We start from the raw sequence: 20,917 nt of genomic DNA, 5'->3' as shown, positions 1-20,917 counted from the left end.
AGCACGAACCGGATTACTTTTCTTTGATCGCTGTGCTGTCCGTCACTTCGAAACGCAGCACACCAATCACCTGACCGTCTTCAGTCAGCACCCGCACCTGCCACTTGCCCACCGGGTTGCCGGGGAAGTTCTGCTTGTGCGTCCAGGCGCGATAGCCTTCCTTGCGCCCGCCATGGATATCGAGGGCGATGCGGTCGACTTCCTGACCGTTGAACTGCCACACGTGGTAGATCCGCTCATCAAGCCCGCGCGGGGCGTTGATTGCGGTGTAGGCGTAGAGGCCGCCGTTGCGGATCTGCTCGGCACTGACTTCGTCCAGGCTCGCGCCGGGCGTACGGTCCTGCAACTGGGTGCTGATCGCCACGTCGGTCATCCACAGCGTCGCCGGCGGCACCCACGAGCGCAGGGTCCAGCCGACCGCGCCGATGCCGAACGTGATGCATAGGATCGCCAGCGCGTTGCGCACGGTACGGATCGGAAAGATCGACGCCAGGCTCGGGAACGACAACACCACCGCCGTGCCCAGCGCCCATTTGAAACTCTGCGCGGTGGTCAGGTGCATGATCACCGGCAACGCGGTAAGCAGGGCGGCAAACAGGGTCAGGGTGTGCAACGCGAGAAACGCCCAGCGCCGTGGCGCCAGCCATTTGTAGTAGAGCGGGTCGACAATCGAGATCAACGCGGCGATGCACAGCAGGCCGGTGAAGATCAGCTGGCCGCTGTTCCACGTCGTGGTGATGAAGAAGAACGGCAGGACGAAAAACAGGCTTTCCTGGTGGATCATCTGCGTCGCGTAACGCAACAGCGGCTGCGGGATTTCGCGTTTGAAGATGCGGGTGAACAGCCCGGTGAGGGTGTTCTCCAGCATCAGCCAGATCCAGCTGAGCAGCATGATGATGGTGATCCAGCTCGCCAGCCCCTGCTGCCGATCGACCAGAATGAAACTGCCGACCCCGGAGATGAAACCGCCGAGCGCAATGACCCCGGGATAGCGCTTAATCAGTTCGAAAATGCGCTGGATGATCTGGGGTATTTTTGGCATTTGGCGGTTCACGACTTGAGAGGAAAAAACCTCGACAGAGTACCGCCGGCGCGGCGGTGTGGCGAGGCTCCCGGTCACTTAAAACCATCGCATTTCCCTGTAGGAGTGAGCCTGCTCGCGATTGCGGTCTATCAGCCACTATTTATGCGGCTGACACAACGCAATCGCGAGCAGGCTCACTCCTACAAGGTTAATATTCGGCGGGTTTTCGGCGTCGGTGCAAACGCCAGCCAATCAGCCCCAGCAACACCACGCCCAGACCACCGGCAATCAGCCACAACACCTCATCATCACTGAGCAACGGCTTCTCGATCCGCAGATACCCCGGCTGCAACAGCAATTCGCGCATGGCCTTGTTCGCCGTTTCCAGGGTCACGCCCTGCAGCTCGCGGGCCGGGTTGGCAAAGCGCCCGTCCTCGTAGTCGCCCAGCGCGCTCCAGTAGTAATCCGCCATCGCGCTGTTGCCTTGCACAGCCCAGGCCTGGTGGGCGATGGCCGCCTGTTTGATCCGGGCGAAGGTGTCGGGGTCGAGGCCGTTTTTCAGCAAGTCAGCCTTGAGGTCTTCCAGCACCTGCTTGGCTTCGGCGAGGTCATCGCGATCCACGTCGGCATTGAGGCTCATGAAGCCGACCCCGCCAAACACTTCACGCTCGGCCCATGGCCCATAGGACAAGCCGTGGTTCAGACGAATCTGCCGGTACAGCGCCCAGTCGAGGTAGTCCTTGAGGATGTCGAACGTCTCGTCGTACTGATCGTCGAGCATCGGCTCCGGCACCAGCCAGTGCAACTTGGCACTGTCGCCGATGAAGCCGCGGGTGAGGGTGCGTTCATGGGCGGCGCTGGTGCGGATGTCCGGCAGCTCACGGTGCTCGGCCGGGTCCACCGCTTCGAGCGCACCCCAGGTGCGTTCCAGATAGGCCGGCAGCAGTTTGTCGAGCTCGCCGACGACGATCAGGGTCATGTTGTTCGGCGCGTACCAGGTCTTGCGCACCTGCTCCAGTTGTTGCTGGGTCAGGTGACCGACTTCGGCCCGTTGCGGGCATTTCAGGCCCAGTTCCACCGCCAGTTGATTGCTCGCGGTGTGGCCCAGATCCTGCCGGTCGAGGAAGCGTTGCAGGCGCGTGTAATGGCCGCCGTCCTCGCGCTCGACCACGCGCTTGGCGGCGTTGATCGCGTTGTCGTCGATACGGGTCTGGGTCAGCAGGCCGAGCAGCAGGTCGAGCACCTTGCGCTGGTTCTTCGCCGGGGCTTCGATGACGAACGTGGTGTCGGCGTTGCTGGTGAACGCGTTCCACTCACCGCCCAGCGCCTGCATGCGCTCCTCGAGGCCGCCTTCGCCGGTGGCGTCGACGCCGCTGAACAGCAGGTGCTCGAGCAGGTGCGGCAGCTCTTTTTCATCGCAGTCGAAATCGTCGAGACCGACGCCCACCACCAGACGAATCGCCACATGCCCGCGTTCGGTGCCGGGCTTGAGCAACAGTTGCAAACCGTTGGGCAGCGCATAGCCTTCGACCTGAAAGCGATCAACGGCAAAGGCGGGCAGGGAACCGAGCAACAGACAGGCGAACAACAGGCAACGCATAACAGGCTTCCATACGGCTGATTTGGAGATCCGTGTCGTCAGTCAGGCCCTCATCGCTAGCAAGCCAGCTCCCACAAGGATTGGCGGCATTCACAAAACCCTGTGGGAGCTGGCTTGCCAGCGATGACGTCCTTGAGGCTGAACTCTGAGTTACTGACTGACCCCAGCCGCAGACGTTCAAGGTGAATGCGTAATGTCGGCAATATCATCCGCTTCCAGCGCCCCGGTGTCCGCCGTTTCCAGCACCACGTAAGCACTGCTGCAAAACAGCGAATTCAAGCGCTTCATATCCGCAATCAGCTCCAGATGCAGCGAACTGGTTTCCAGACTCTGCACGATCTTACGTTGCAAACGGCTGACATGGGCATGGGCCAAACGGCGTTCCTGTGCGCGGAAGCGACGTTTTTCACGCAGCAACTGCCGGGCGCTTTCCTTGTCGCCGCTGAGAAACACCGACAGCCCCAAGCGCAGGTTGGCGATCAGTTGCTGATGCAGCCCGGCCAGTTCCTCCAGTCCGTCCTCGGAGAACGAGCGCCGTTGTGAGGTTTTCTGCTGCTGCACCTTGCGCAACATGCGTTCGATCAGGTCGCTGGCCAATTTCAGGTTGATCGCCAGCTCGATGGTCTCCGCCCAGCGCCGACTGTCCTGCTCGCCAAGGTCCTCGCGGGGCATTTGCGCCAGGTACAGCTTGATCGCGCTGTACAGCGCCTCGACGTCATCGGTCAGACGGCGCATCTCCTGGGTGACGGCGGTCTGTTTGCCGCGCAGCACATCGAGGGTGGCGTCGAGCATGTTGTCGATCAGATCGCCCATGCGCAGGGTCTCGCGGGCGGCGTTGGCCAGCGCCAGGCTTGGGGTGACCAACGCCGTCGCATCGAGATGACGCGGCTTGGCGGTGCCATTGACCTCCGGGCGCTCCGGCAGCAGCCACGCGCACAGGCGCGCCATCGGCGAGACGCTGGGCAACAGAATCAGGCAGCGCGCCGTGTTGTAGAGCAGGTGGAAGCCGATGACCATTTCCTGCGGACTGAAATCCAGGCCGTCCATCCAGTGCACCAGCGGATCGAGCACCGGAATGATCAGCAACAGCCCAATCAGTTTGTACAACAGGCTGCCCAGCGCTACTTGCCGCCCGGCGGCGTTCTGCATGCTGGTGCTCATGAACGCCAGCACGCCGCTGCCGATGTTGGCGCCGATCACCAGACCGATCGCCACCGGCAGGCTGATCACGCTGGCGCCGGCCAGCGTCGCGGTCAGCAGCACGGCGGCGAGGCTGGAATAGGAAATCATCGCGAACAGCGCGCCTACCAGGGCGTCGAGGAGGATGTCGCCGGTCAGTGAAGCAAAGATCACCTTCACCCCTTGGGCGTGGGTAATCGGTGCGGCGGCTTCGACGATCAGTTGCAGCGCGAGAATGATCAGGCCCAGACCGATGCTGACCCGGCCCATCTGCCCGAGCCGCGTCTGTTTGCGCGACAGAAAGAAAATCACCCCGAGAAAAATCAGCAGCGGCGACAGCCACGACAGGTCAAAGGTCAGCACCCGCGCCATCAGCGCGGTACCGACGTCGGCGCCCAGCATGGTCGCCAGCGCCGGGGTCAGCGCCATCAGGCCCTGACCGACAAAAGAAGTGACAAGCATGGCGGTGGCGTTGCTGCTCTGCACCATCGCAGTCACGACGATGCCGGCGACGAACGCGAGCCAGCGCTTGGACATGTTCTGGCCAATGACATGGCGCAGGTTGGTGCCGTACACCCGCAGGATGCCGGTTCGGACGATGTGCGTGCCCCAGATCAGCAGGGTCACGGCAGAAAGCAAATTGAGCAGGGTGAGCATGCAGACCCCCTGTATTTCAGCGCCCCAGAGGAGCAAGTGGACGGTACCGCGCGGTTTCTACGTCTTGTACTTAAGCTGTAGTTGGCTAACGGTCAGGGCGCCAGCATTGCACAGCTAAAGTGCTGATTGAAATAAAAGTGTCATGAAAATGGGTTTATTCATGACGTGCACAACCGCCACGAAACCCTGTGGGAGCAGGCTTGCCAGCGATGACCACAGCACTGCCAACATTGATGTTGCCTGACACGCCGCTATCGCTGGCAAGCCAGCTCCCACAGGGTTTTCGGTGATGTTTTGAAGGGGTTACACACGAATTTTCCGGGATGTTTAACCACACGTCGTGTTACGTCCGGGAGGCTACAAATCCTTGCGCCGTTGCCTACGGCTACGCCAGAATCCGCCGGCTTGTGCGCCTTGGACTTGCTGCGTAATTTGGCTCCATCACTGCCCATCAGTGATCGGGTTTAGCAGCTCGTCGAGTTGAGCCGTACAGGCCTCTATCAGTCAGGGATTTGATTCCTGCACTTGATGGTGGCTGTGCGCAGGGCACCTTCGGGTGCGCCGATTGCTTGGCTCGTCGGTCTGCTAACCTGCGCACAGCTGCCACCCTGATCGTTTAGCAGCGGATTGGTTGCAGCCTTACTCTGAAGAGAGGTTAGAGCCAATGTTCAAAGTGACACCGAATCCACCGGACACCGAGCCGGCACCCCATAACTCCGCCAACGAAGCGCAACGCATGAAAGAGGCGGCCGACCGGGCCATCGGTTTCTACCTCGACCCCAAGCTCCGGAAAAGCGCCGAACCCGCGCGCAAACCCAGCACCATTTTCCTCATTGATCCCGCCGTCGATAACGAAACCCTTTTGGTGCATGCCTGCGAATCACTGGCGTCGGCAAGCATCATGGCCAGTGATCTGGCCGGGTTCATCGACGGGCCGCAGCGCAATTCTCTCCTCGGCATTCAGCAGGTGATCATGCTGGGCGAACTGGCCGTGAACCGGGTGCTGGATAACCTCGCGCCCATCTCCTAAAGGCAAACCACTCGTCGCCACCTGTCAGACCTGACAGGTGGCAACCTTGCGAATTTCCTGTGTGATAGCTCCTTGCCCCTCACCTGTGCGATCCGGAGCTTCCCATGAACACGCGCAACCTGACTGACGAAACACAGTCGCAACCCATTACCCCGTTTGCACTCCGTCCGCCGATCCTCCCCAACTGGACGACCCCCGTGGTGGGCTATGACGGCGGTATCCGGGCGGCGGCCATCGAGGGGGGGCTGGCCTATGAGATCAGCCCTTGGCTGAACATGGCTCCTAACGACGCCGTAGACTTTTACTGGGGCAACGAATCAGCTCCGATTTTCACGGTAGTCATCAAAGATGGCGAGGAAAACAAACCGGTACGCGGTTTTATCGACGCCGGGCATATCATCAACGGTGATGTTGACGACTTGTTTTACATCGTCAGGCGCGTCAGCCAAGCACCGGAAGAATCCACCCCCAGACTCAAGCTGCTGGTCAAGCTCGATCGACCCGGGGGCTACGATGACGATCTCAATGAACCCGGACATTCGCACCTGCGCTTTTCGATCCCACAAGCCATCATCGACAAGGGCGTAGGCCCGGACGAAGCCAAGGCAGGCGTGCCCGTTACCATCGAGCCTTATCCCTTCATGCGGGTGCGTGACCGGATTCACTTCTTTTGGGGCCCCGTCAGGATTCTTGTCGTTGTCACCCAAGAGCAGGCCAATGACCCGGCCAACCACCCGTTGATCGTGATGGTCGATGAAGCCCACATTGAACAGGCTGGCGACAACGACAAGCTCTCGCTGCAGTATCAGGTCATCGACGAAGTCAACAATTATCCCGATCCGCGCTCTCCGTGGTCTGCGGTCATCCAGGTACTGGTGGACCTCCAACAAAATCGCCTCGAAGCCCCCATCGTCATTGAGGCAAACCCCCTTACGGACGTCATCCACCTCGACGAACTGGGCGAGAACGACGTCGAGGTGGTCATCAACACCCCAAGCGGCGATTTCAAGGTGAATGACAAGGTGCTCGCCACTTGGGTTGGTACGCCGGCTGAAGGCTCGCAAGTGATTCACGGGCCGATAGAGCTGACCGTCACCCGCCCGGGGATCGCCGTCAGTTTCATGGTGCCCAACGCCAAAGTCAGGGCCATTGCCAAGGGCCGCGCTACGGCTTCCTATGTGCTGAAAAGCCCCGGCAACCCGGATCGGCCTTCAAAAAACGCCACGGTCATCGTCGAAGGTGACATCAGCCAACTGCAGCCGCCTCGGGTTCTGGAGGCCTCCGCCGGACAACTGCCTGCCAATGCGCAGCAAGCCACGATCTCGGTGCCGTACTACCCAGGGCGCCACCCGGGTGATTTGATCATCTTTCGCTGGGAAGGCACCGCCCCGGGTGGCGGCCGGACCTATTTCGAGATCCGGGTCATTGTCTCCAATGAAGCGGAAGGCACCCCCATCGAACGCACCGTGCCGAACAGCGAAATCACCCCGTTAAACGGCGGCACGGTGAAGGTGCATTACACCGTGGCCAATGACGACATCATGCTCAGCAGCGTTCGCGACTCGTTGCCGTTGAATCTGACTGTCGGTGAGGCGCAGGCAGATTTACCCAAACCGGAAGTGCCTCAGGCGCCCGATGACGTTCTGCTTCCGGAGAATGTGCCAGGGGGAGTCGACATCATCGCGCCGTTTACCGGCACCCTTGCCGGCGATACCGTAGGCCTGCGCTGGGTGGGCTCGATCAGTGGCGCGCATCCGCTGTATGAGGTGCCACTCAATTCGCATACCGCAGGCTATCCGGTGCCTTTCCAGGTGGACCCGTCGTACGCCGAAGCCAACCGCAATGGCACAGTGAACCTCGATTACTACGTCAAGCGTGCAGGCCAACCCCTGCGCTATTCCCTGGTGCGCACCTTGAGCATCGGGGTCGCCCAGCCCAAATGGGCAGCGCCCCAGGTAAAGGAGGCTCCCTCCGGAATACTTGATCCCAACACCTATCAGAGCGGTTTCACCGTACGCGTCGATACAACCGGGATGCAAAACAACGACGGCATCGACCTGATCATCGAAGGTCGCCCTGGCGAAGGCTCGGTGCGCCCGGAACGGCGCTATGTGCAGGGGCAGGCTTACATCGACTTCCCGATTGCCGCGTCGATCACCGGTGCCAATATCGGCAAGAGCGTGAGTGTGCGATATGACGTGGTGCGGGCCAGCGGCCCATTGCCTTCGGAAGTTTTACAATTACAGATCGGCACACTGAGTGACTTGCCGACGCCGAAGCTGGAAGGTTTCGACGGTGAATCGCTGAACATCGGTCAAATCAAAGATGCAACCCAAGTACTTTGCGCTCAATGGCCGTTCCAGCAATACGGCGCTCCCGTGTGGGTGAGTTATATCGAAACCCGAACGGATGGAACAACCCGTACACTTGATCATCTTGTGGGAGTGGCCAACAATCAAATCATCGGATTGGCAGTGCCGGCGGCGGTACACTGGCTACGCGAGTGCGGTGAGAGTTCTACCGTCAGTATTGTTTTGAAAGTTGGGTTGTTTCAGGCGGCAACGCTTGCGGATGCGGTTGCTTGCCCGCTGAGAGCTTATAAAATCCACACGTTATTCGATGATTTAACAACGTTTACAGATTATGAATTTAATGATTGGAACGTGCGTAGTAGGCCAAGCAAGATAACTGAAGAAAATGGAGAATATTATCTAGAGCCTGTGCAAACATGGATTAGTATTGATAAAAAATTTGACGGACTTAAAACCAACGTTGGCTTTGAATTGAGTTTTGATTACTACATACCTAACGACGTGTGGTTAACTGTTAATGAAGTTTTCCCCGAGAGCGTTTCAATACTTCTGAGATCAAAAAACGAATGGACACGTTTTATCTTGGGTTACCTTAATACTAGACCCTCTCCTTCAATCATTATTTCGTTGGGGGAGGCCAAATCGAAAGTTGACAACATCCGCCTTAGACAGACGTCACCATAAAAACTTGCAATATCGAATATCAATAACACTCAACATAAGCAAATTTAAAAATAAATAAAGGGGCCCCAAAGGCCCCTTTATCGTCACTTCACATGCCCTTACTGCCCCGGCACGTCCTTGCGCAGTTTCACCGGATCTTGCTGCTGTTTCTTCTTGGCCATCGCGCCGCGCAGTTTGATGTTGATCGCCTCAACCGCCAGCGAGAACGCCATGGCGAAGTAGACGTAGCCTTTCGGTACGTGCACGTCGAACGACTCGGCAATCAGCACGGTACCGACCACCAGCAGGAACGACAGCGCCAGCATTTTCAGCGACGGGTGCTTGTCGATGAACTCGCTGATTTTGCCCGAGGCCGCCATCATCACCAGTACGGCTACGACAATTGCCGCGACCATCACCGGCACATGGGAGACCATACCGACGGCGGTGATCACCGAGTCCAGCGAGAACACGATGTCGATGATCGCGATCTGGATGATGGTGTAAAGGAAGTTGCCGCCCTTGCCCGAAGGCTCGTCGCCGCTTTCGTCTTCGCCTTCCAGTGCGTGGTACATCTCTTGCGAGCTCTTCCACAGCAGGAACAGGCCACCGAAGAACAGAATCAGGTCGCGGCCGGAAATGCCCTGGCCGAACACCACGAACAGGTCGGCGGTGAGGCGCATCACCCAGGTGATCGACAGCAGCAACAGGATCCGCGTGATCATCGCCAGGCCCAGGCCGAAGATCCGCGTGCGCTGCTGCATGTGTTTGGGCATGCGGCTGACCAGGATCGAAATCATGATGATGTTATCGATGCCCAGAACGATTTCCAGGGCGGTCAGGGTAAAGAAGGCAACCCAGATTTCGGGGTTGGTCAGCCAATCCATGTGTATTCCTTTGAGCGAGTGTTAAACCATGACGCCAGCAAGCAGCTGGCGTCATGGTGAGTGAATGCCGTTACAACGTGCTGAACAGCGGGAACGTCCCCAGCAGCAAGGCGGCCACCAGTATGCACAGGCAGACCAGCACTGCCCACTTCAGGGTGAAACGCTGGTGGTCACCGAATTCGATACCGGCCAGTGCCACCAGCAGATACGTCGACGGAACCAGCGGACTCAGCAAGTGGACGGGCTGCCCGACGATCGAGGCACGGGCCATTTCCACCGCGGTAATGCCGTAATGGCTGGCCGCTTCGGAGAGCACCGGCAACACGCCGTAGTAGAACGCGTCGTTCGACATGAAGAACGTGAACGGCATGCTCACCAGCGCCGTGATCACCGCCAGGTACGGGCCGAGGAAGTCCGGGATTACTGCCAGCAGACTTTTCGACATGGCGTCGACCATGCCGGTTCCGGACAGGATACCGGTGAAGATGCCCGCAGCAAAAATCAGACTGACCACCGACAGCACGCTACCCGCGTGGGCCGCTACGCGGTCCTTCTGCATTTGCAGGCACGGGTAGTTGACGATCATCGCGATGCTGAACGCCACCATGAACAGCACCGGCAACGGCAGCAGGCCGGCGATCAGCGTGCACATCAGGGCCAGGGTCAGCAGGCCGTTGAACCAGATCAGCTTCGGACGGCGGGCGTCCGGGAACTGCGACACGCTGATTTCGCTGTGATCGATCTCGTCGCCGATCAGGTGCAGCTCACCCAGACGCGCACGTTCACGTTTGCCGTAGAAGTAGGCAATGATCAGGATCGCCACCACACCGGCAGCCATCGCCGGGATCATCGGCACGAAGATGTCCGACGGGTCGACATGCAGCGCACTGGCGGCACGCGCGGTCGGGCCGCCCCAAGGGGTCATGTTCATCACGCCACCGGCGAGGATGATCAGACCGGCCATGATCCGCGGGCTCATGCCGATGCGGCTGTACAGCGGCAGCATGGCGGCCACGCAGATCATGTAAGTGGTCGCGCCGTCACCATCAAGGGAAACGACGAGCGCCAGCACGGCGGTACCGACCGAAACTTTCAGCGGGTCGCCCTTGACCAGTTTGAGGATCTTGCGCACGGCCGGGTCGAACAGGCCGGAGTCGATCATCAGGGCGAAGTACAGAATCGCGAACATCAGCATCACGCCGGTCGGCGCGAGCTTGGTGATGCCTTCGAGCATCATCGGGCCGATCTTCGGCGCGAAACCACCGAACAGGGCGAACAGGATCGGGATGATGATCAGGGCGATCAGCGCAGACAGGCGCTTGGTCATGATCAGGAACATGAACGTGATGACCATGGCAAAGCCAAGGAAAGTCAGCATGGGAATACTCCAGGCGTAGCGCGGCGAATGAAGTGAGCGGATCGGAGGGGATCAGCGCAGAACGGGAAGCACGAGGCGTACGGGCGGAGTTTCAGCGAGAAGGCGGGCTACAGAGGACATCAGAATCACCATTGTTGTTGTTAATTGGGCCTGACGTGCGAGCGATCACACGCATTGGCCAACCGGTCTGTTGCCGGTAGTGGCGGCGATCCTAATCGGGCAACCTTTCAGCTACCTTTCGCCGACGAAAGCTTCGGGCGAATGGCCAACCGGCCGTCGGATGCGGCTAGAGTCAATCAATTCGGGGACGGGAGGGCAGGAACATGGGAGAAGTGCACAGCGGTGGCTGCCATTGCAGACATATCCGCTATCAGTTCAGCGGGGCATTGCACGACATCGCGCACTGCCACTGCTCGATCTGCCGCAAGGTCAGCGGCGGCATCGTCACCACATGGATCAGCGTGCCGGCGGCGAATTTCCAGTGGCTGGCGGGGACTCCGGCGCGCTATGACTCCTCCAGCAGTTGCGCGCGCTACTTCTGCCCGCAATGCGGCGCGCAACTGGCGCTGGTGACCCTGCTCAGCCCGGAGAGCATCGATGTGACCATCGCCACGCTGGATCACCCGCAGCGCGCACCGGCCGAGCGGCATATCTGGACCGACAGCCAACTGCCCTGGCTGCATCTGGACGAGCATCTGCCGGGCGAACCCGAAGAAACCCTTTGATCAGAAAATAGACAGGTCCAACGGGCGTATCGCGCCCATCCAGATCGCATGCTCGGTGTGGTCGAGCAGATCATTGCCGGTGTCCGGGTGCAGGAACACCACCAACCCCTGGCGATTGAGCGCCAGCCACGGCAGCACCTCGCCAATCAGCTGCGGACCGAAGGCCAGTTGGCAGCTCCAGTCCGGGTGCGGGCCGACCGGACGCTCGTGCATCCGGCCCATCTGCAAGGCAAATGTCTGCGCCGCCCGCTCGCACAAGGCCCGGGCCTGCGCAAGCGTGCTGGCGTCGTAATAGATATGGGCGTGGTAGCCCTTGATCGTGTGCATGTGCAAGCCTCTGAATCGATTCGAACCCTCGCCGGTTCCTGTGGGTCACACGCCATATGACAGGAACAGGAGCTCAGCCATGAAAAATGCCGAAACCCCGACGGTGAAAGTGGTGCTCTATGGTGCCATGGCCAGCCTGGGCGGCGCGTTGATGGCTGAAATGCTGCGCAGGCAGCACGAAGTCATCGCGATTCTCGACGATTTGAACGTGCTCGCGCCACGGCCCGGACTGCGCACCAAGAGCGGCGATCTGTTCGACGCCGAGCGGGTCAAGCAAAGCGTAGCGGGCAGCTCGGCGGTGATTTGCCTGCTGGATGCACCGGGCCTGCCGTTCAGCAGCGACCAGGTGGAACGGTCCGTGGTGCTGGGACCGGTGGAGCAGGTGCTGGCGGTCGATGCATTGGTCGACGGCCTGCAAGCGGCGAACGTGTCACGGCTGTTTTTGGTGGGGAATTTTGCCGTCCTTGATGAACCGGATCTGGACGACGGGCTGCAACGCCACGCCGCCGAAGAAATCCGCGAAGCCCTGCAAAGCAGCCCGTTGCAGTGGACACTGGTGAACGCGCCCCACGGTGTGGCCGGGCTGAGCATCGAGCATTTCAGTCAGGTGGGCGGCAATCTTGAGCCGGGGCTGGCAGAACCGCTGGAACGGCTGAACCGGGTTGCGGTGGGGATTGCCGATGAGCTGCGGTTGAATCTGCATGTCGGGCAGCATGTGAATTTTGTGGCGACGTCAGATACGTAAAAAGATCGCAGCCTGCGGCAGCTCCTACATAGATATGCAACCTCCTGTAGGAGCTGCCGCAGGCTGCGATCTTTTGATCTTCAAACCGCAATCGAAGGCAACGCCATACCATTCAGGGATTCTGCACTGCTGGCCTGCTCAGCCATCAACCAGTCGACAAACTGCTGAATCAACGCGCTCCGGCGTTTCCGTTGCGGCAGCACCACGTAATAACCGAGGCGCGAGAGGGTGGTTTCGGCGATGGGCCGACAGAGCAAGCCTTGGGTCAGCAAGTTATCCACAAGGTGGCGCCAACCAATCGCCACGCCCTGACCGCCAATCGCCGCTTGAATCAGCAACGTGTAGTTGTCGAAACGCAATTGTCCCGGTGCCGGTGGCGTGCTGATACCCAGTTCGCGGAACAGCCCGCTCCAGTCAAACCAGTTGCTGCTGTTTTCCCCGCGCAGGTGCAGCAGCGGCAACTCCAGCAGTGCCTGAGCGGGCAAGGGCAGGGGCCGGTCCTTGAGCAATTGCGGGCTGCACACCGGGAACACTTCTTCGCTGAACAGCCAATGGCTCTCGCCCTGTTTGAAGCGCCCGTCGCCAAACAGCACCGCGACATCGATATCGGTGCGCAGCATGTTGTGGTTGCGCTCGCTGGTCACCAGGCTGACGTCGACGTTCGGGTTGGCCTGGTGAAAGCGCTGCAGGCGCGGCATCAGCCAATAGGCAGCGAAGGCAAAGTCGGTGGCGACCTGCAACACTTCATGCTGCTGTTGCGTACTGATCGCGCTCAATCCTGCGTCGATATGCTGCAAACCGAGCTGAACCTGCTCGAACAGGATCGCCCCGCCCTCAGTGAGTTCGATACCCCGGTAGATCCGGTCAAACAACCGTGCACCCAACTGCTCTTCCAGGCGCTTGATCTGCTGACTGATCGCCGGTTGCGTGGTGCCCAATTCCACCGCCGCTGCGGTAAAACTGCGATGCCGCGCCGCAGCTTCGAAGGCGCGCAACAGGTCGAGGGACAGATTACCGAGGGCTTCATACATAAGCTGTGCTTATCCTAGTCATTGTCCGGCGCGGGCTTTACCGGACAGGGGATGGGCTCCATGCTCGATCGCAGCAATGTCGCATAAATATTCACTATGGAATGCCGCGATCACATGAAGCGCAAGAACATTCTTTTCATCATGGCCGATCAAATGGCCGCGCCAATGTTGCCGATCTACGGCCCGTCGCCGATCAAACTGCCGAATCTCTCACGCCTCGCCGCCCAAGGCGTGGTGTTCGATGCCGCGTACTGCAACAGTCCGCTTTGCGCGCCGTCACGCTTCACCCTGGTCAGCGGCCAGTTGCCGAGCAAGATCGGCGCCTACGACAACGCCGCCGATTTCCCCGCCGACATTCCGACCTACGCCCACTATCTGCGCCGCCTCGGCTACCGCACCGCGCTGTCGGGAAAGATGCATTTCTGCGGCCCGGATCAACTGCACGGCTATGAAGAACGCCTGACCAGCGACATTTACCCGGCCGATTACGGCTGGGCGGTGAACTGGGACGAACCGGACGTGCGCCCAAGCTGGTATCACAACATGTCTTCGGTGCTGCAGGCCGGGCCGTGCGTGCGCACCAACCAGCTCGACTTCGATGAAGAGGTGGTGTTCAAGGCCCAGCAATACCTGTTCGACCATATCCGCGAGGACGGCGATCAGCCGTTCTGCCTCACGGTGTCGATGACTCACCCACACGACCCGTACACGATTCCCAAGGCATTCTGGGATTTGTACGACGACGGCGACATCCCGTTGCCGACAACCCCGGATCAACACACCCTCGATCCCCACTCGCAACGCCTGCTCAAGGTCTACGACCTGTGGGACAAGCCGCTGCCTGTGGATAAAATTCGCGACGCGCGCCGTGCCTATTTCGGCGCGTGCAGCTATATCGACGCCAACGTTGGCAAACTCCTGCAAACCCTCGAAGATACCGGGCTGATCGACGACACCATCATCGTGTTCTCCGGCGACCATGGCGACATGCTCGGCGAGAAAGGCCTCTGGTACAAAATGCACTGGTTCGAGATGGCTGCTCGCGTGCCCCTGTTGATAAGTGCTCCAGGCCAGTTCAATGCAGCCCGCGTCAGCGCCGCCGTATCGACCGCCGACCTGTTGCCGACCTTCGTCGAGCTGGCCGGCGGCACCCTAGAACCGGGCCTGCCGCTGGATGGCCGTTCGTTGCTGGCGCATCTGCAAGGGCAGGGCGGGCATGACGAAGTGTTCGGCGAATACATGGCCGAAGGCACCGTCAGCCCGCTGATGATGATCCGGCGCGGCGCGTACAAATTTATCTACAGTGAAAGCGACCCTTGCCTACTCTTCGATGTGCACAACGATCCGCGCGAGCTCGAAGAACTCAGCCAGTCGCCGCAACATCAGCAAATTTTCGACGATTTTCTCGCTGAAGCGCGGGCGAAGTGGGACATCCCGGCGATCCACCGCGAGGTCCTCGCCAGCCAGCGCCGCCGTCGTTTTGTTGCCGATGCCCTGACCATCGGCAAGCTGAAGAGCTGGGATCACCAGCCGCTGGTGGATGCCAGTCAGCAGTACATGCGCAACCACATCGACCTCGACGATCTGGAACGCAAGGCCCGTTATCCACAACCCTGCCAAAACCAATAATGTTAAGGGGAAGTCCATGCGCAAGTTATCCACAGTGCTGACGATTAGTCTGCTGGCCCTGGGCAGTGCCTCGGCATTTGCCGAACAAAGCTGCGAAACGGTGAAAATGGCCGACCCGGGCTGGAGCGACATCGCCGCCACTAACGCCATCACCGGGTTTCTGCTGGACGGCATGGGCTACAAGGCCAAGGTCGACACCCTCGCGGTGCCGATCACCTTCGGCGGGTTGAAGGACGGTCAGGTGGATGTGTTCCTCGGCAACTGGATGCCGGCGCAGCAGGGCTTCTACGACAAGTTCGTCGCCACCGGCGACGTGACGCAACTGGCGAAGAACCTCGACGGTACCGAATTCACTCTGGCAGTCCCGGATTACGTGTGGGACGCCGGTGTGCATAACTTTGCCGACCTGAACAAATACGCCGACAAGTTCGAGAAGAAGATCTACGGCATCGGCTCCGGTGCACCCGCGAACATCTCGCTGCAGGAGATCATCAAGAAGAACGACTTCGACCTCGGGCAGTGGAAGCTGATCGAGTCCAGCGAACAGGCGATGCTCGCCGAAGTGTCGCGGGCCGTGAAGAAACAGAAATTCGTCACCTTCCTCGGCTGGACCCCGCACCCGATGAACGTGCAGTTGAAGATGCATTACCTGAAGGGCGGCGAGAAGTATTTCGGCGACACCGGCAGCGTATTCACCCTGACGCGCAAAGGCTACGCCGAGGCCTGCCCGAACGTGGGCAAGTTGCTGACCAACCTGTCGTTTACCCAGGACATGGAGAACAGCATCATGGCTGAGGTGGTGAACAAGAAGGTCAGCAATGCCGACGCGGCGAAGGCGTGGATCAAGGCCAATCCGGCGGTGCTGGATAAATGGCTGGACGGGGTGAAGACCGTGGATGGCAAGGATGCTTTGCCTGCGGTGAAGGCCAGGCTCTGACGCATTCTTGTGGCGAGGGAGCTTGCTCCCGCTGGAGTGCGAAGCGCTCCCAATCGGGCTGACTGGGTTTTCGCAGATAAACCGAGCAGTCTGGTTTGCGACTGCTTCGCAGCCGGGCGGGAGCAAGCTCCCTCGCCACAGTGATTGCCGCGTCCTGATAACCTTGCATAAACCCACACCCCGCGAGGACCCATGGCCCTGCCCAGTCGCCACTCACTTTTCCCCTTCCTGACCTGGCTGCCCCGGCAAACCCGCGCCAGCGTCGGCCGGGATCTGGTCGTTGGCCTCAGCGGTGCCATTCTCGCGTTGCCACAGTCGATCGCCTACGCACTGATCGCCGGCCTGCCACCGGAATACGGACTTTACGCCGCGATCATCCCGGTCTTGATCGCCTGCCTGTGGGGTTCGTCGTGGCATCTGATCTGCGGCCCGACTGCAGCGATTTCGATTGTGCTGTATGCCAGCGTCAGTCCCTTGGCCGTGCCCGCGTCGCAGGATTACATCACGCTGATCCTGCTGCTGACCTTTCTTGCCGGTCTCTTCCAGTGGCTACTGGGCTTGCTGCGCTTCGGCGCTTTAGTGAATTTCGTTTCGCATTCGGTGGTGCTCGGCTTCACCCTCGGCGCAGCGGTGGTGATTGCCATCGGCCAATTGCCCAACCTGTTGGGGCTGGACCTGCCGGCGAAAGCCACGGCCCTGGCCAGCCTGATGGACCTGCTGCAACACCTGCGGGCTGTGGATAAACCGTCATTGGTATTGGGCGTGGCGACGGTGCTCGTCGGTTTCGTGCTCAAACAATTGCTGCCGCGCTGGCCGACCCTGTTGATAACCCTGGTGCTGGGCAGTGCAGTCGTGTGGTTGTGGCCGTCGATGTTCGGCCATGTGCATCTGGTCAGCGCTTTTGTCGGGCGCTTGCCGCCGTTCAGTGGGTTGCCGCTGGATCTGGATCTGATTCTGCGCTTGCTGCCGAGTGCGGTGGCGGTGGGCATGCTCGGGCTGGTCACCAGCCTGTCGATTGCCCGCTCGATTGCTGCACGTTCGCAGCAGCTGCTCGATGCCAATCAGGAAGTTCGCGCGCAAGGTTTATCGAATATCGTCGGCGCGTTCTTTTCCGGATCGTTGTCCGCCGGCTCGTTCACCCGTTCCGGCCTGAGTTACGAGGCGGGCGCCTGCTCACCGCTGGCCGGGGTGTTTTCGGCGATCTGGGTGGCGTTGTTCGCGATTTTCGGCGCCGGACTGATTTCGCACATTCCGATTCCCGCCATGGCCGGGAGCATTCTGTTGATCGCCTGGGGACTGGTGGATCATCGCGGCATCCGCTCGTTGCTGCGGGTCAGCCACGCCGAGTTCGTGGTCATGGCGCTGACCTGTCTCGCGACCCTGCTGCTGGAATTGCAGACCGCGATTTATGCCGGGGTGCTGGCGTCGCTGTTTTTCTACCTCAAGCGGACATCGCAACCGCGCGTCCAGCATTGGCGCGACGGTGAAGACGATGTGCTGCGGGTCGGTGGCTCGATCTTCTTCGGCGCCAGCCATTACCTGCAAGTGCGTCTGCAACGGCTGCACGGCACGCGCGTGGTGATCGATGCGCAACACATCAACTTCATCGACTATTCAGGGGTGGAGATGCTGCATCAGGAGGCGCGGCGCCTGCTGCGCCAGGATCGCAGCCTGACCCTGCGCCGGGCACGGCCGCAGGTGGTGGAGGAGTTGAGAAAGCTGGAAGGGCCGGAGCAATGCCCGATCCGGTTTGAGGACTGAAAAGATCGCAGCCTGCGGCAGCTCCTACAGGGTGAACGCAATCCCCATGTAGGAGCTGCCGCAGGCTGCGATCTTTTGATCTTCAACCCGCCAATTGGCGGCGTAGTTCGGCCAGCACCGGTGCCGTATCCGGACGCACTCCGCGCCACAGGAAAAACGCCTCGGCTGCTTGCTCAGCCAGCATCCCCAGACCATCCATCGACACCGCCGCACCCTGCTCGCTGGCCCAGCGGCAGAACGCGGTCGGTTCCTTGCCGTACATCATGTCGTAGCACAAGGTCTGACCCGGCTCGATCAGGCTCGGTGCAATCGGCGGCACGTCGCCGGTCAGGCTGGCGGAGGTGGCGTTGATGATCACGTCCACCGGCTCCTGCAACCAGTCGAAACCACTGGCCGACACCGGTCCCAGATCACAGAACAACTCGGCCAGCAGCTCGGCCTTGTCCACCGTGCGATTGGCGATGATCACCGACGCCGGTTTTTCCGCCAGCAACGGCTCCAGCGCGCCACGCACTGCGCCACCCGCACCGAGCAGCAGGATGCGTTTGCCGGTCAGGCTGAAACCGGCGTTCACCGTCAGGTCGCGCACCAGTCCGGCGCCGTCGGTGTTGTCGCCCAGCAATGAACCATCGGCCAGTTTGCTCAAGGTGTTTACCGCACCGGCCCGTTGCGCACGAGCGGTCAGGCTGTTCGCCAGACGATAGGCCTCTTCCTTGAACGGCACAGTGACGTTGGCGCCGCGACCTTCCTGGAAGAACGCCATGGCGCAGGCACTAAAGTCGTCGAGTGGCGCCAGCAGGGTGCTGTAGTCGAGACGCTGCCCGGTCTGCTCGGCGAACAGTTTGTGAATCATCGGCGACTTGCTGTGGCCGATCGGGTTACCGAAAACGACGTAACGATCCATCAGCAGTCCTCAGGCCTGGGCCAGCCAGTCGCGGTCTTGCAGGAAGTAGTCGGTCAGACGCGCCTCTTCGCTGCCGGGCTCGGCCTTGAAGTCGTAGGCCCAACGCACTTGCGGCGGCAGCGACATGAGGATCGACTCGGTACGCCCGCCGGACTGCAGGCCGAACAGCGTGCCGCGGTCATACACCAGGTTGAACTCGACGTAGCGGCCACGACGGAATTCCTGGAATTCACGTTGCTTTGCAGTGAACGCGTCGTTCTTGCGCCGTTGGACGATCGGCAGGTAAGCGTCGATGTAGGCATCACCGATGGCGCGCATGAAGGCGAAACTGGTGTCGAAGTCCCACTCGTTCAGGTCGTCGAAGAACAGGCCGCCGATGCCGCGCGGTTCATGGCGGTGCTTGATGTGGAAGTAGGTGTCACACCAAGCCTTGTAACGCGGATAGACGTCCGGCCCAAATGGCGCGCAGGCCTGCTCGGCGACCCGATGCCAATGGATGCAGTCTTCTTCGTTGCCGTAATACGGGGTCAGGTCGAAGCCGCCACCGAACCACCAGACCGGCTCTTCACCTTCCTTTTCGGCGATGAAAAAGCGCACGTTGGCGTGGGACGTCGGCACGTGCGGGTTGTGCGGGTGAATCACCAGCGACACGCCGAGTGCTTCGAAGCCACGCCCCGCCAACTCCGGGCGATGGGCGCTGGCCGACGGCGGCAGACCGCTGCCGAACACATGGGAAAAGTTGACCCCGCCCTTTTCGATCACCGTACCGTTTTCGATCACGCGGGTGCGACCGCCACCGCCGGCAGGCCGGGCCCAGGCGTCTTCGACGAAGCGCGTGCCGCCGTCCTCGGTTTCCAGTGCGGCGCAAATGCGGTCTTGCAGGTCGAGCAGATAGGCCTTTACGGCGTCGGTGCGGGTCGTCATGGCTTCACCTTGAATCAGGGCATAGCTACGCGGGCGCCCCGCAGGCGGGGGTCGGCGCAAATGGGCGCGTAGCATAACACCGCAGGCAAGCGCGCCGCAGTTGACGAAGATCAACCAGGGGAGTTGGATAGGGGGCTCATAAAAGACCCAAGGAGAGCAGGCAGATGGCAAAGCGTATCCAGTTCCGCGCCCACGGCGGTCCCGAAGTGCTCGAGTTTGTTGACTATGAACCCGCTGCTCCCGGCCCGAATCAGGTACGGGTGGCCAACAAGGCGATCGGTCTGAACTTCATCGACACCTACTACCGCAGCGGTCTGTATGCACCGCCCGCTCTGCCATCCGGCCTCGGCGCTGAAGGCGCCGGCATCGTCGATGCGGTGGGCAGCGACGTCACCCGGTTCAAGGTCGGTGATCGCGTGGCATACGGCAGCGGTCCGCTGGGTGCCTACAGCGAGTTGCACATCCTGCCCGAGGCCAATCTGGTCAAGCTGCCGGACGAAATCAGCTTCGACACTGCCGCCGGGGTCATGCTCAAGGGCCTGACCGTGCAATACCTGCTGCGCCAGACCTATGAGCTCAAGGGCGGCGAAACCATTCTGTTCCACGCCGCCGCCGGGGGCGTCGGCTCGCTGGCCTGCCAATGGGCCAAGGCACTGGGCGTGAAACTGATCGGCACCGTCAGTTCCAAGGAAAAAGCCGAGCTGGCCAAGGCCAACGGCGCCTGGGCGACCATCGACTACAGCCACGAAGACGTTGCCCAGCGCGTGCTGGAGCTGACCGATGGCAAGAAAGTTCCGGTGGTCTACGACGGCGTCGGCAAGGACACCTGGCTGACCTCGCTCGACAGCGTGGCGCCGCGTGGCCTGCTGGTGAGTTTCGGCAATGCTTCCGGTGCAGTGGACGGGGTCAATCTGGGGATTCTTGCGGCCAAGGGTTCGCTGTACGTGACCCGCCCGACCCTGGCAACCTACGCCAACAACGCCGAGAACCTGCAGCGCATGGCCGACGAGCTGTTCGAGATGATCATCAGCGGCAAGATCACGGTGGACATCAGCCAGCGCTATCCACTGGCTGAGGCGGCAAAAGCGCAGATCGAACTGTCGGCCCGGCGCACCACCGGCTCGACCATCCTCCTGCCCTGATAAACCTTCGGCGTCTTGCCAGTCAGGGTCTCGGTACCACGACTGGCAGGACGGTCGAACGC

Annotated in this window: 17 protein-coding genes; 8 read left to right on the top strand and 9 right to left on the bottom strand. The window is 60.6% G+C overall.

Features of this window, described 5'->3' with window-relative positions; translation table 11 throughout:
• Positions 1–13: 13 nt before the first annotated feature.
• From HBN98_RS12785 to HBN98_RS12775, 3 genes are all read right to left on the bottom strand, one after another.
• Complete coding sequence (locus HBN98_RS12785) at positions 14–1,042, bottom strand: DUF5924 family protein (RefSeq protein ID WP_083367436.1); 1,029 nt, start codon at positions 1,040–1,042, stop codon at positions 14–16.
• 190 nt (positions 1,043–1,232) lie between these two features.
• Positions 1,233–2,624 (bottom strand): M16 family metallopeptidase, encoded by a 1,392-nt coding sequence (locus tag HBN98_RS12780; RefSeq protein ID WP_064585233.1) that lies wholly within the window; start codon positions 2,622–2,624, stop codon positions 1,233–1,235.
• A gap of 177 nt (positions 2,625–2,801) precedes the next feature.
• On the bottom strand, positions 2,802–4,460 hold the full coding sequence (locus tag HBN98_RS12775; RefSeq protein ID WP_064585232.1) for a Na/Pi cotransporter family protein: 1,659 nt from the start codon (positions 4,458–4,460) through the stop codon (positions 2,802–2,804).
• Between the two features lie 664 nt (positions 4,461–5,124).
• Here HBN98_RS12775 and HBN98_RS12770 point away from each other — a divergent pair.
• The gene (locus tag HBN98_RS12770; protein ID WP_083367437.1) at positions 5,125–5,490 is read left to right on the top strand and encodes a DUF6124 family protein; all 366 of its coding nucleotides are present in this window, start codon (positions 5,125–5,127) and stop codon (positions 5,488–5,490) included.
• Positions 5,491–5,594: 104 nt separating this feature from the next.
• Positions 5,595–8,486, top strand: a complete 2,892-nt coding sequence (locus HBN98_RS12765; protein ID WP_083367438.1) for a hypothetical protein — start codon at positions 5,595–5,597, stop codon at positions 8,484–8,486.
• A gap of 98 nt (positions 8,487–8,584) precedes the next feature.
• Here the strand turns inward: HBN98_RS12765 and HBN98_RS12760 are convergent, their stop codons facing one another.
• Both HBN98_RS12760 and HBN98_RS12755 read right to left on the bottom strand, forming a co-directional pair.
• Positions 8,585–9,352 carry a TerC family protein gene (locus HBN98_RS12760; protein WP_064585231.1) on the bottom strand — a complete coding sequence of 256 codons (768 nt, stop codon included), beginning with the start codon at positions 9,350–9,352 and terminating at the stop codon, positions 8,585–8,587.
• Positions 9,353–9,422: 70 nt separating this feature from the next.
• Entirely contained in the window at positions 9,423–10,730 is a 1,308-nt protein-coding gene (locus HBN98_RS12755; protein ID WP_007954069.1) for a CitMHS family transporter, read from the bottom strand.
• A 323-nt stretch (positions 10,731–11,053) separates the two neighbouring features.
• Here HBN98_RS12755 and HBN98_RS12750 point away from each other — a divergent pair, with 323 nt between their 5' ends.
• Complete coding sequence (locus HBN98_RS12750) at positions 11,054–11,455, top strand: GFA family protein (RefSeq protein WP_083367439.1); 402 nt, start codon at positions 11,054–11,056, stop codon at positions 11,453–11,455.
• Here HBN98_RS12750 and HBN98_RS12745 read toward each other — a convergent pair whose 3' ends face one another.
• Complete coding sequence (locus HBN98_RS12745; protein WP_083367440.1) at positions 11,456–11,782, bottom strand: DOPA 4,5-dioxygenase family protein; 327 nt, start codon at positions 11,780–11,782, stop codon at positions 11,456–11,458.
• A gap of 79 nt (positions 11,783–11,861) precedes the next feature.
• Here HBN98_RS12745 and HBN98_RS12740 point away from each other — a divergent pair, with 79 nt between their 5' ends.
• A complete protein-coding gene (locus tag HBN98_RS12740; RefSeq protein WP_083367441.1) occupies positions 11,862–12,527 on the top strand; it encodes an NAD(P)-dependent oxidoreductase in 666 nt (221 codons plus the stop codon).
• Positions 12,528–12,607: 80 nt separating this feature from the next.
• On the opposite strand, the gene HBN98_RS12735 is transcribed toward HBN98_RS12740, so the two are convergent.
• Positions 12,608–13,558 (bottom strand): choline sulfate utilization transcriptional regulator, encoded by a 951-nt coding sequence (locus HBN98_RS12735; RefSeq protein WP_083367442.1) that lies wholly within the window; start codon positions 13,556–13,558, stop codon positions 12,608–12,610.
• Between the two features lie 114 nt (positions 13,559–13,672).
• Between HBN98_RS12735 and betC the strand changes: the two genes are divergently transcribed.
• From betC to HBN98_RS12720, 3 genes are all read left to right on the top strand, one after another.
• Complete coding sequence (gene betC, locus HBN98_RS12730; protein ID WP_083367443.1) at positions 13,673–15,187, top strand: choline-sulfatase; 1,515 nt, start codon at positions 13,673–13,675, stop codon at positions 15,185–15,187.
• A 16-nt stretch (positions 15,188–15,203) separates the two neighbouring features.
• A complete protein-coding gene (gene choX, locus HBN98_RS12725; RefSeq protein ID WP_083367444.1) occupies positions 15,204–16,124 on the top strand; it encodes a choline ABC transporter substrate-binding protein in 921 nt (306 codons plus the stop codon).
• Between the two features lie 192 nt (positions 16,125–16,316).
• Positions 16,317–17,885 (top strand): SulP family inorganic anion transporter, encoded by a 1,569-nt coding sequence (locus HBN98_RS12720; RefSeq protein WP_083367445.1) that lies wholly within the window; start codon positions 16,317–16,319, stop codon positions 17,883–17,885.
• Between the two features lie 82 nt (positions 17,886–17,967).
• Here the strand turns inward: HBN98_RS12720 and aroE are convergent, their stop codons facing one another.
• Both aroE and hemF read right to left on the bottom strand, forming a co-directional pair.
• Positions 17,968–18,789 (bottom strand): shikimate dehydrogenase, encoded by an 822-nt coding sequence (aroE, locus tag HBN98_RS12715; protein ID WP_083367446.1) that lies wholly within the window; start codon positions 18,787–18,789, stop codon positions 17,968–17,970.
• Positions 18,790–18,798: 9 nt separating this feature from the next.
• The gene (gene hemF, locus HBN98_RS12710) at positions 18,799–19,713 is read right to left on the bottom strand and encodes an oxygen-dependent coproporphyrinogen oxidase (RefSeq protein WP_083367447.1); all 915 of its coding nucleotides are present in this window, start codon (positions 19,711–19,713) and stop codon (positions 18,799–18,801) included.
• Positions 19,714–19,877: 164 nt separating this feature from the next.
• Between hemF and HBN98_RS12705 the strand changes: the two genes are divergently transcribed.
• Positions 19,878–20,855: a quinone oxidoreductase family protein gene (locus HBN98_RS12705; protein WP_083367448.1), complete on the top strand. Its 978-nt coding sequence runs from the start codon at positions 19,878–19,880 to the stop codon at positions 20,853–20,855.
• Positions 20,856–20,917 lie beyond the last annotated feature (62 nt).

Origin of the sequence: Pseudomonas koreensis (genome assembly GCF_012986595.1) — a bacterium.
GTDB classification, from domain to species: Bacteria; Pseudomonadota; Gammaproteobacteria; order Pseudomonadales; family Pseudomonadaceae; genus Aquipseudomonas; species Aquipseudomonas koreensis.
This window is presented reverse-complemented; position numbering and strand designations above follow the sequence as displayed.

Coding starts and splice junctions, on each gene's coding strand:
- HBN98_RS12785 (WP_083367436.1), bottom strand. CDS start 1,042: ATGCCAAAAATACCCCAGATCATCCAGCGCATTTTCGAACTGATTAAG.
- HBN98_RS12780 (WP_064585233.1), bottom strand. CDS start 2,624: ATGCGTTGCCTGTTGTTCGCCTGTCTGTTGCTCGGTTCCCTGCCCGCC.
- HBN98_RS12775 (WP_064585232.1), bottom strand. CDS start 4,460: ATGCTCACCCTGCTCAATTTGCTTTCTGCCGTGACCCTGCTGATCTGG.
- betC (WP_083367443.1), top strand. CDS start 13,673: ATGAAGCGCAAGAACATTCTTTTCATCATGGCCGATCAAATGGCCGCG.
- HBN98_RS12765 (WP_083367438.1), top strand. CDS start 5,595: ATGAACACGCGCAACCTGACTGACGAAACACAGTCGCAACCCATTACC.
- aroE (WP_083367446.1), bottom strand. CDS start 18,789: ATGGATCGTTACGTCGTTTTCGGTAACCCGATCGGCCACAGCAAGTCG.
- hemF (WP_083367447.1), bottom strand. CDS start 19,713: ATGACGACCCGCACCGACGCCGTAAAGGCCTATCTGCTCGACCTGCAA.
- HBN98_RS12735 (WP_083367442.1), bottom strand. CDS start 13,558: ATGTATGAAGCCCTCGGTAATCTGTCCCTCGACCTGTTGCGCGCCTTC.
- HBN98_RS12740 (WP_083367441.1), top strand. CDS start 11,862: ATGAAAAATGCCGAAACCCCGACGGTGAAAGTGGTGCTCTATGGTGCC.
- HBN98_RS12760 (WP_064585231.1), bottom strand. CDS start 9,352: ATGGATTGGCTGACCAACCCCGAAATCTGGGTTGCCTTCTTTACCCTG.
- HBN98_RS12745 (WP_083367440.1), bottom strand. CDS start 11,782: ATGCACACGATCAAGGGCTACCACGCCCATATCTATTACGACGCCAGC.
- HBN98_RS12705 (WP_083367448.1), top strand. CDS start 19,878: ATGGCAAAGCGTATCCAGTTCCGCGCCCACGGCGGTCCCGAAGTGCTC.
- HBN98_RS12770 (WP_083367437.1), top strand. CDS start 5,125: ATGTTCAAAGTGACACCGAATCCACCGGACACCGAGCCGGCACCCCAT.
- choX (WP_083367444.1), top strand. CDS start 15,204: ATGCGCAAGTTATCCACAGTGCTGACGATTAGTCTGCTGGCCCTGGGC.
- HBN98_RS12750 (WP_083367439.1), top strand. CDS start 11,054: ATGGGAGAAGTGCACAGCGGTGGCTGCCATTGCAGACATATCCGCTAT.
- HBN98_RS12755 (WP_007954069.1), bottom strand. CDS start 10,730: ATGCTGACTTTCCTTGGCTTTGCCATGGTCATCACGTTCATGTTCCTG.
- HBN98_RS12720 (WP_083367445.1), top strand. CDS start 16,317: ATGGCCCTGCCCAGTCGCCACTCACTTTTCCCCTTCCTGACCTGGCTG.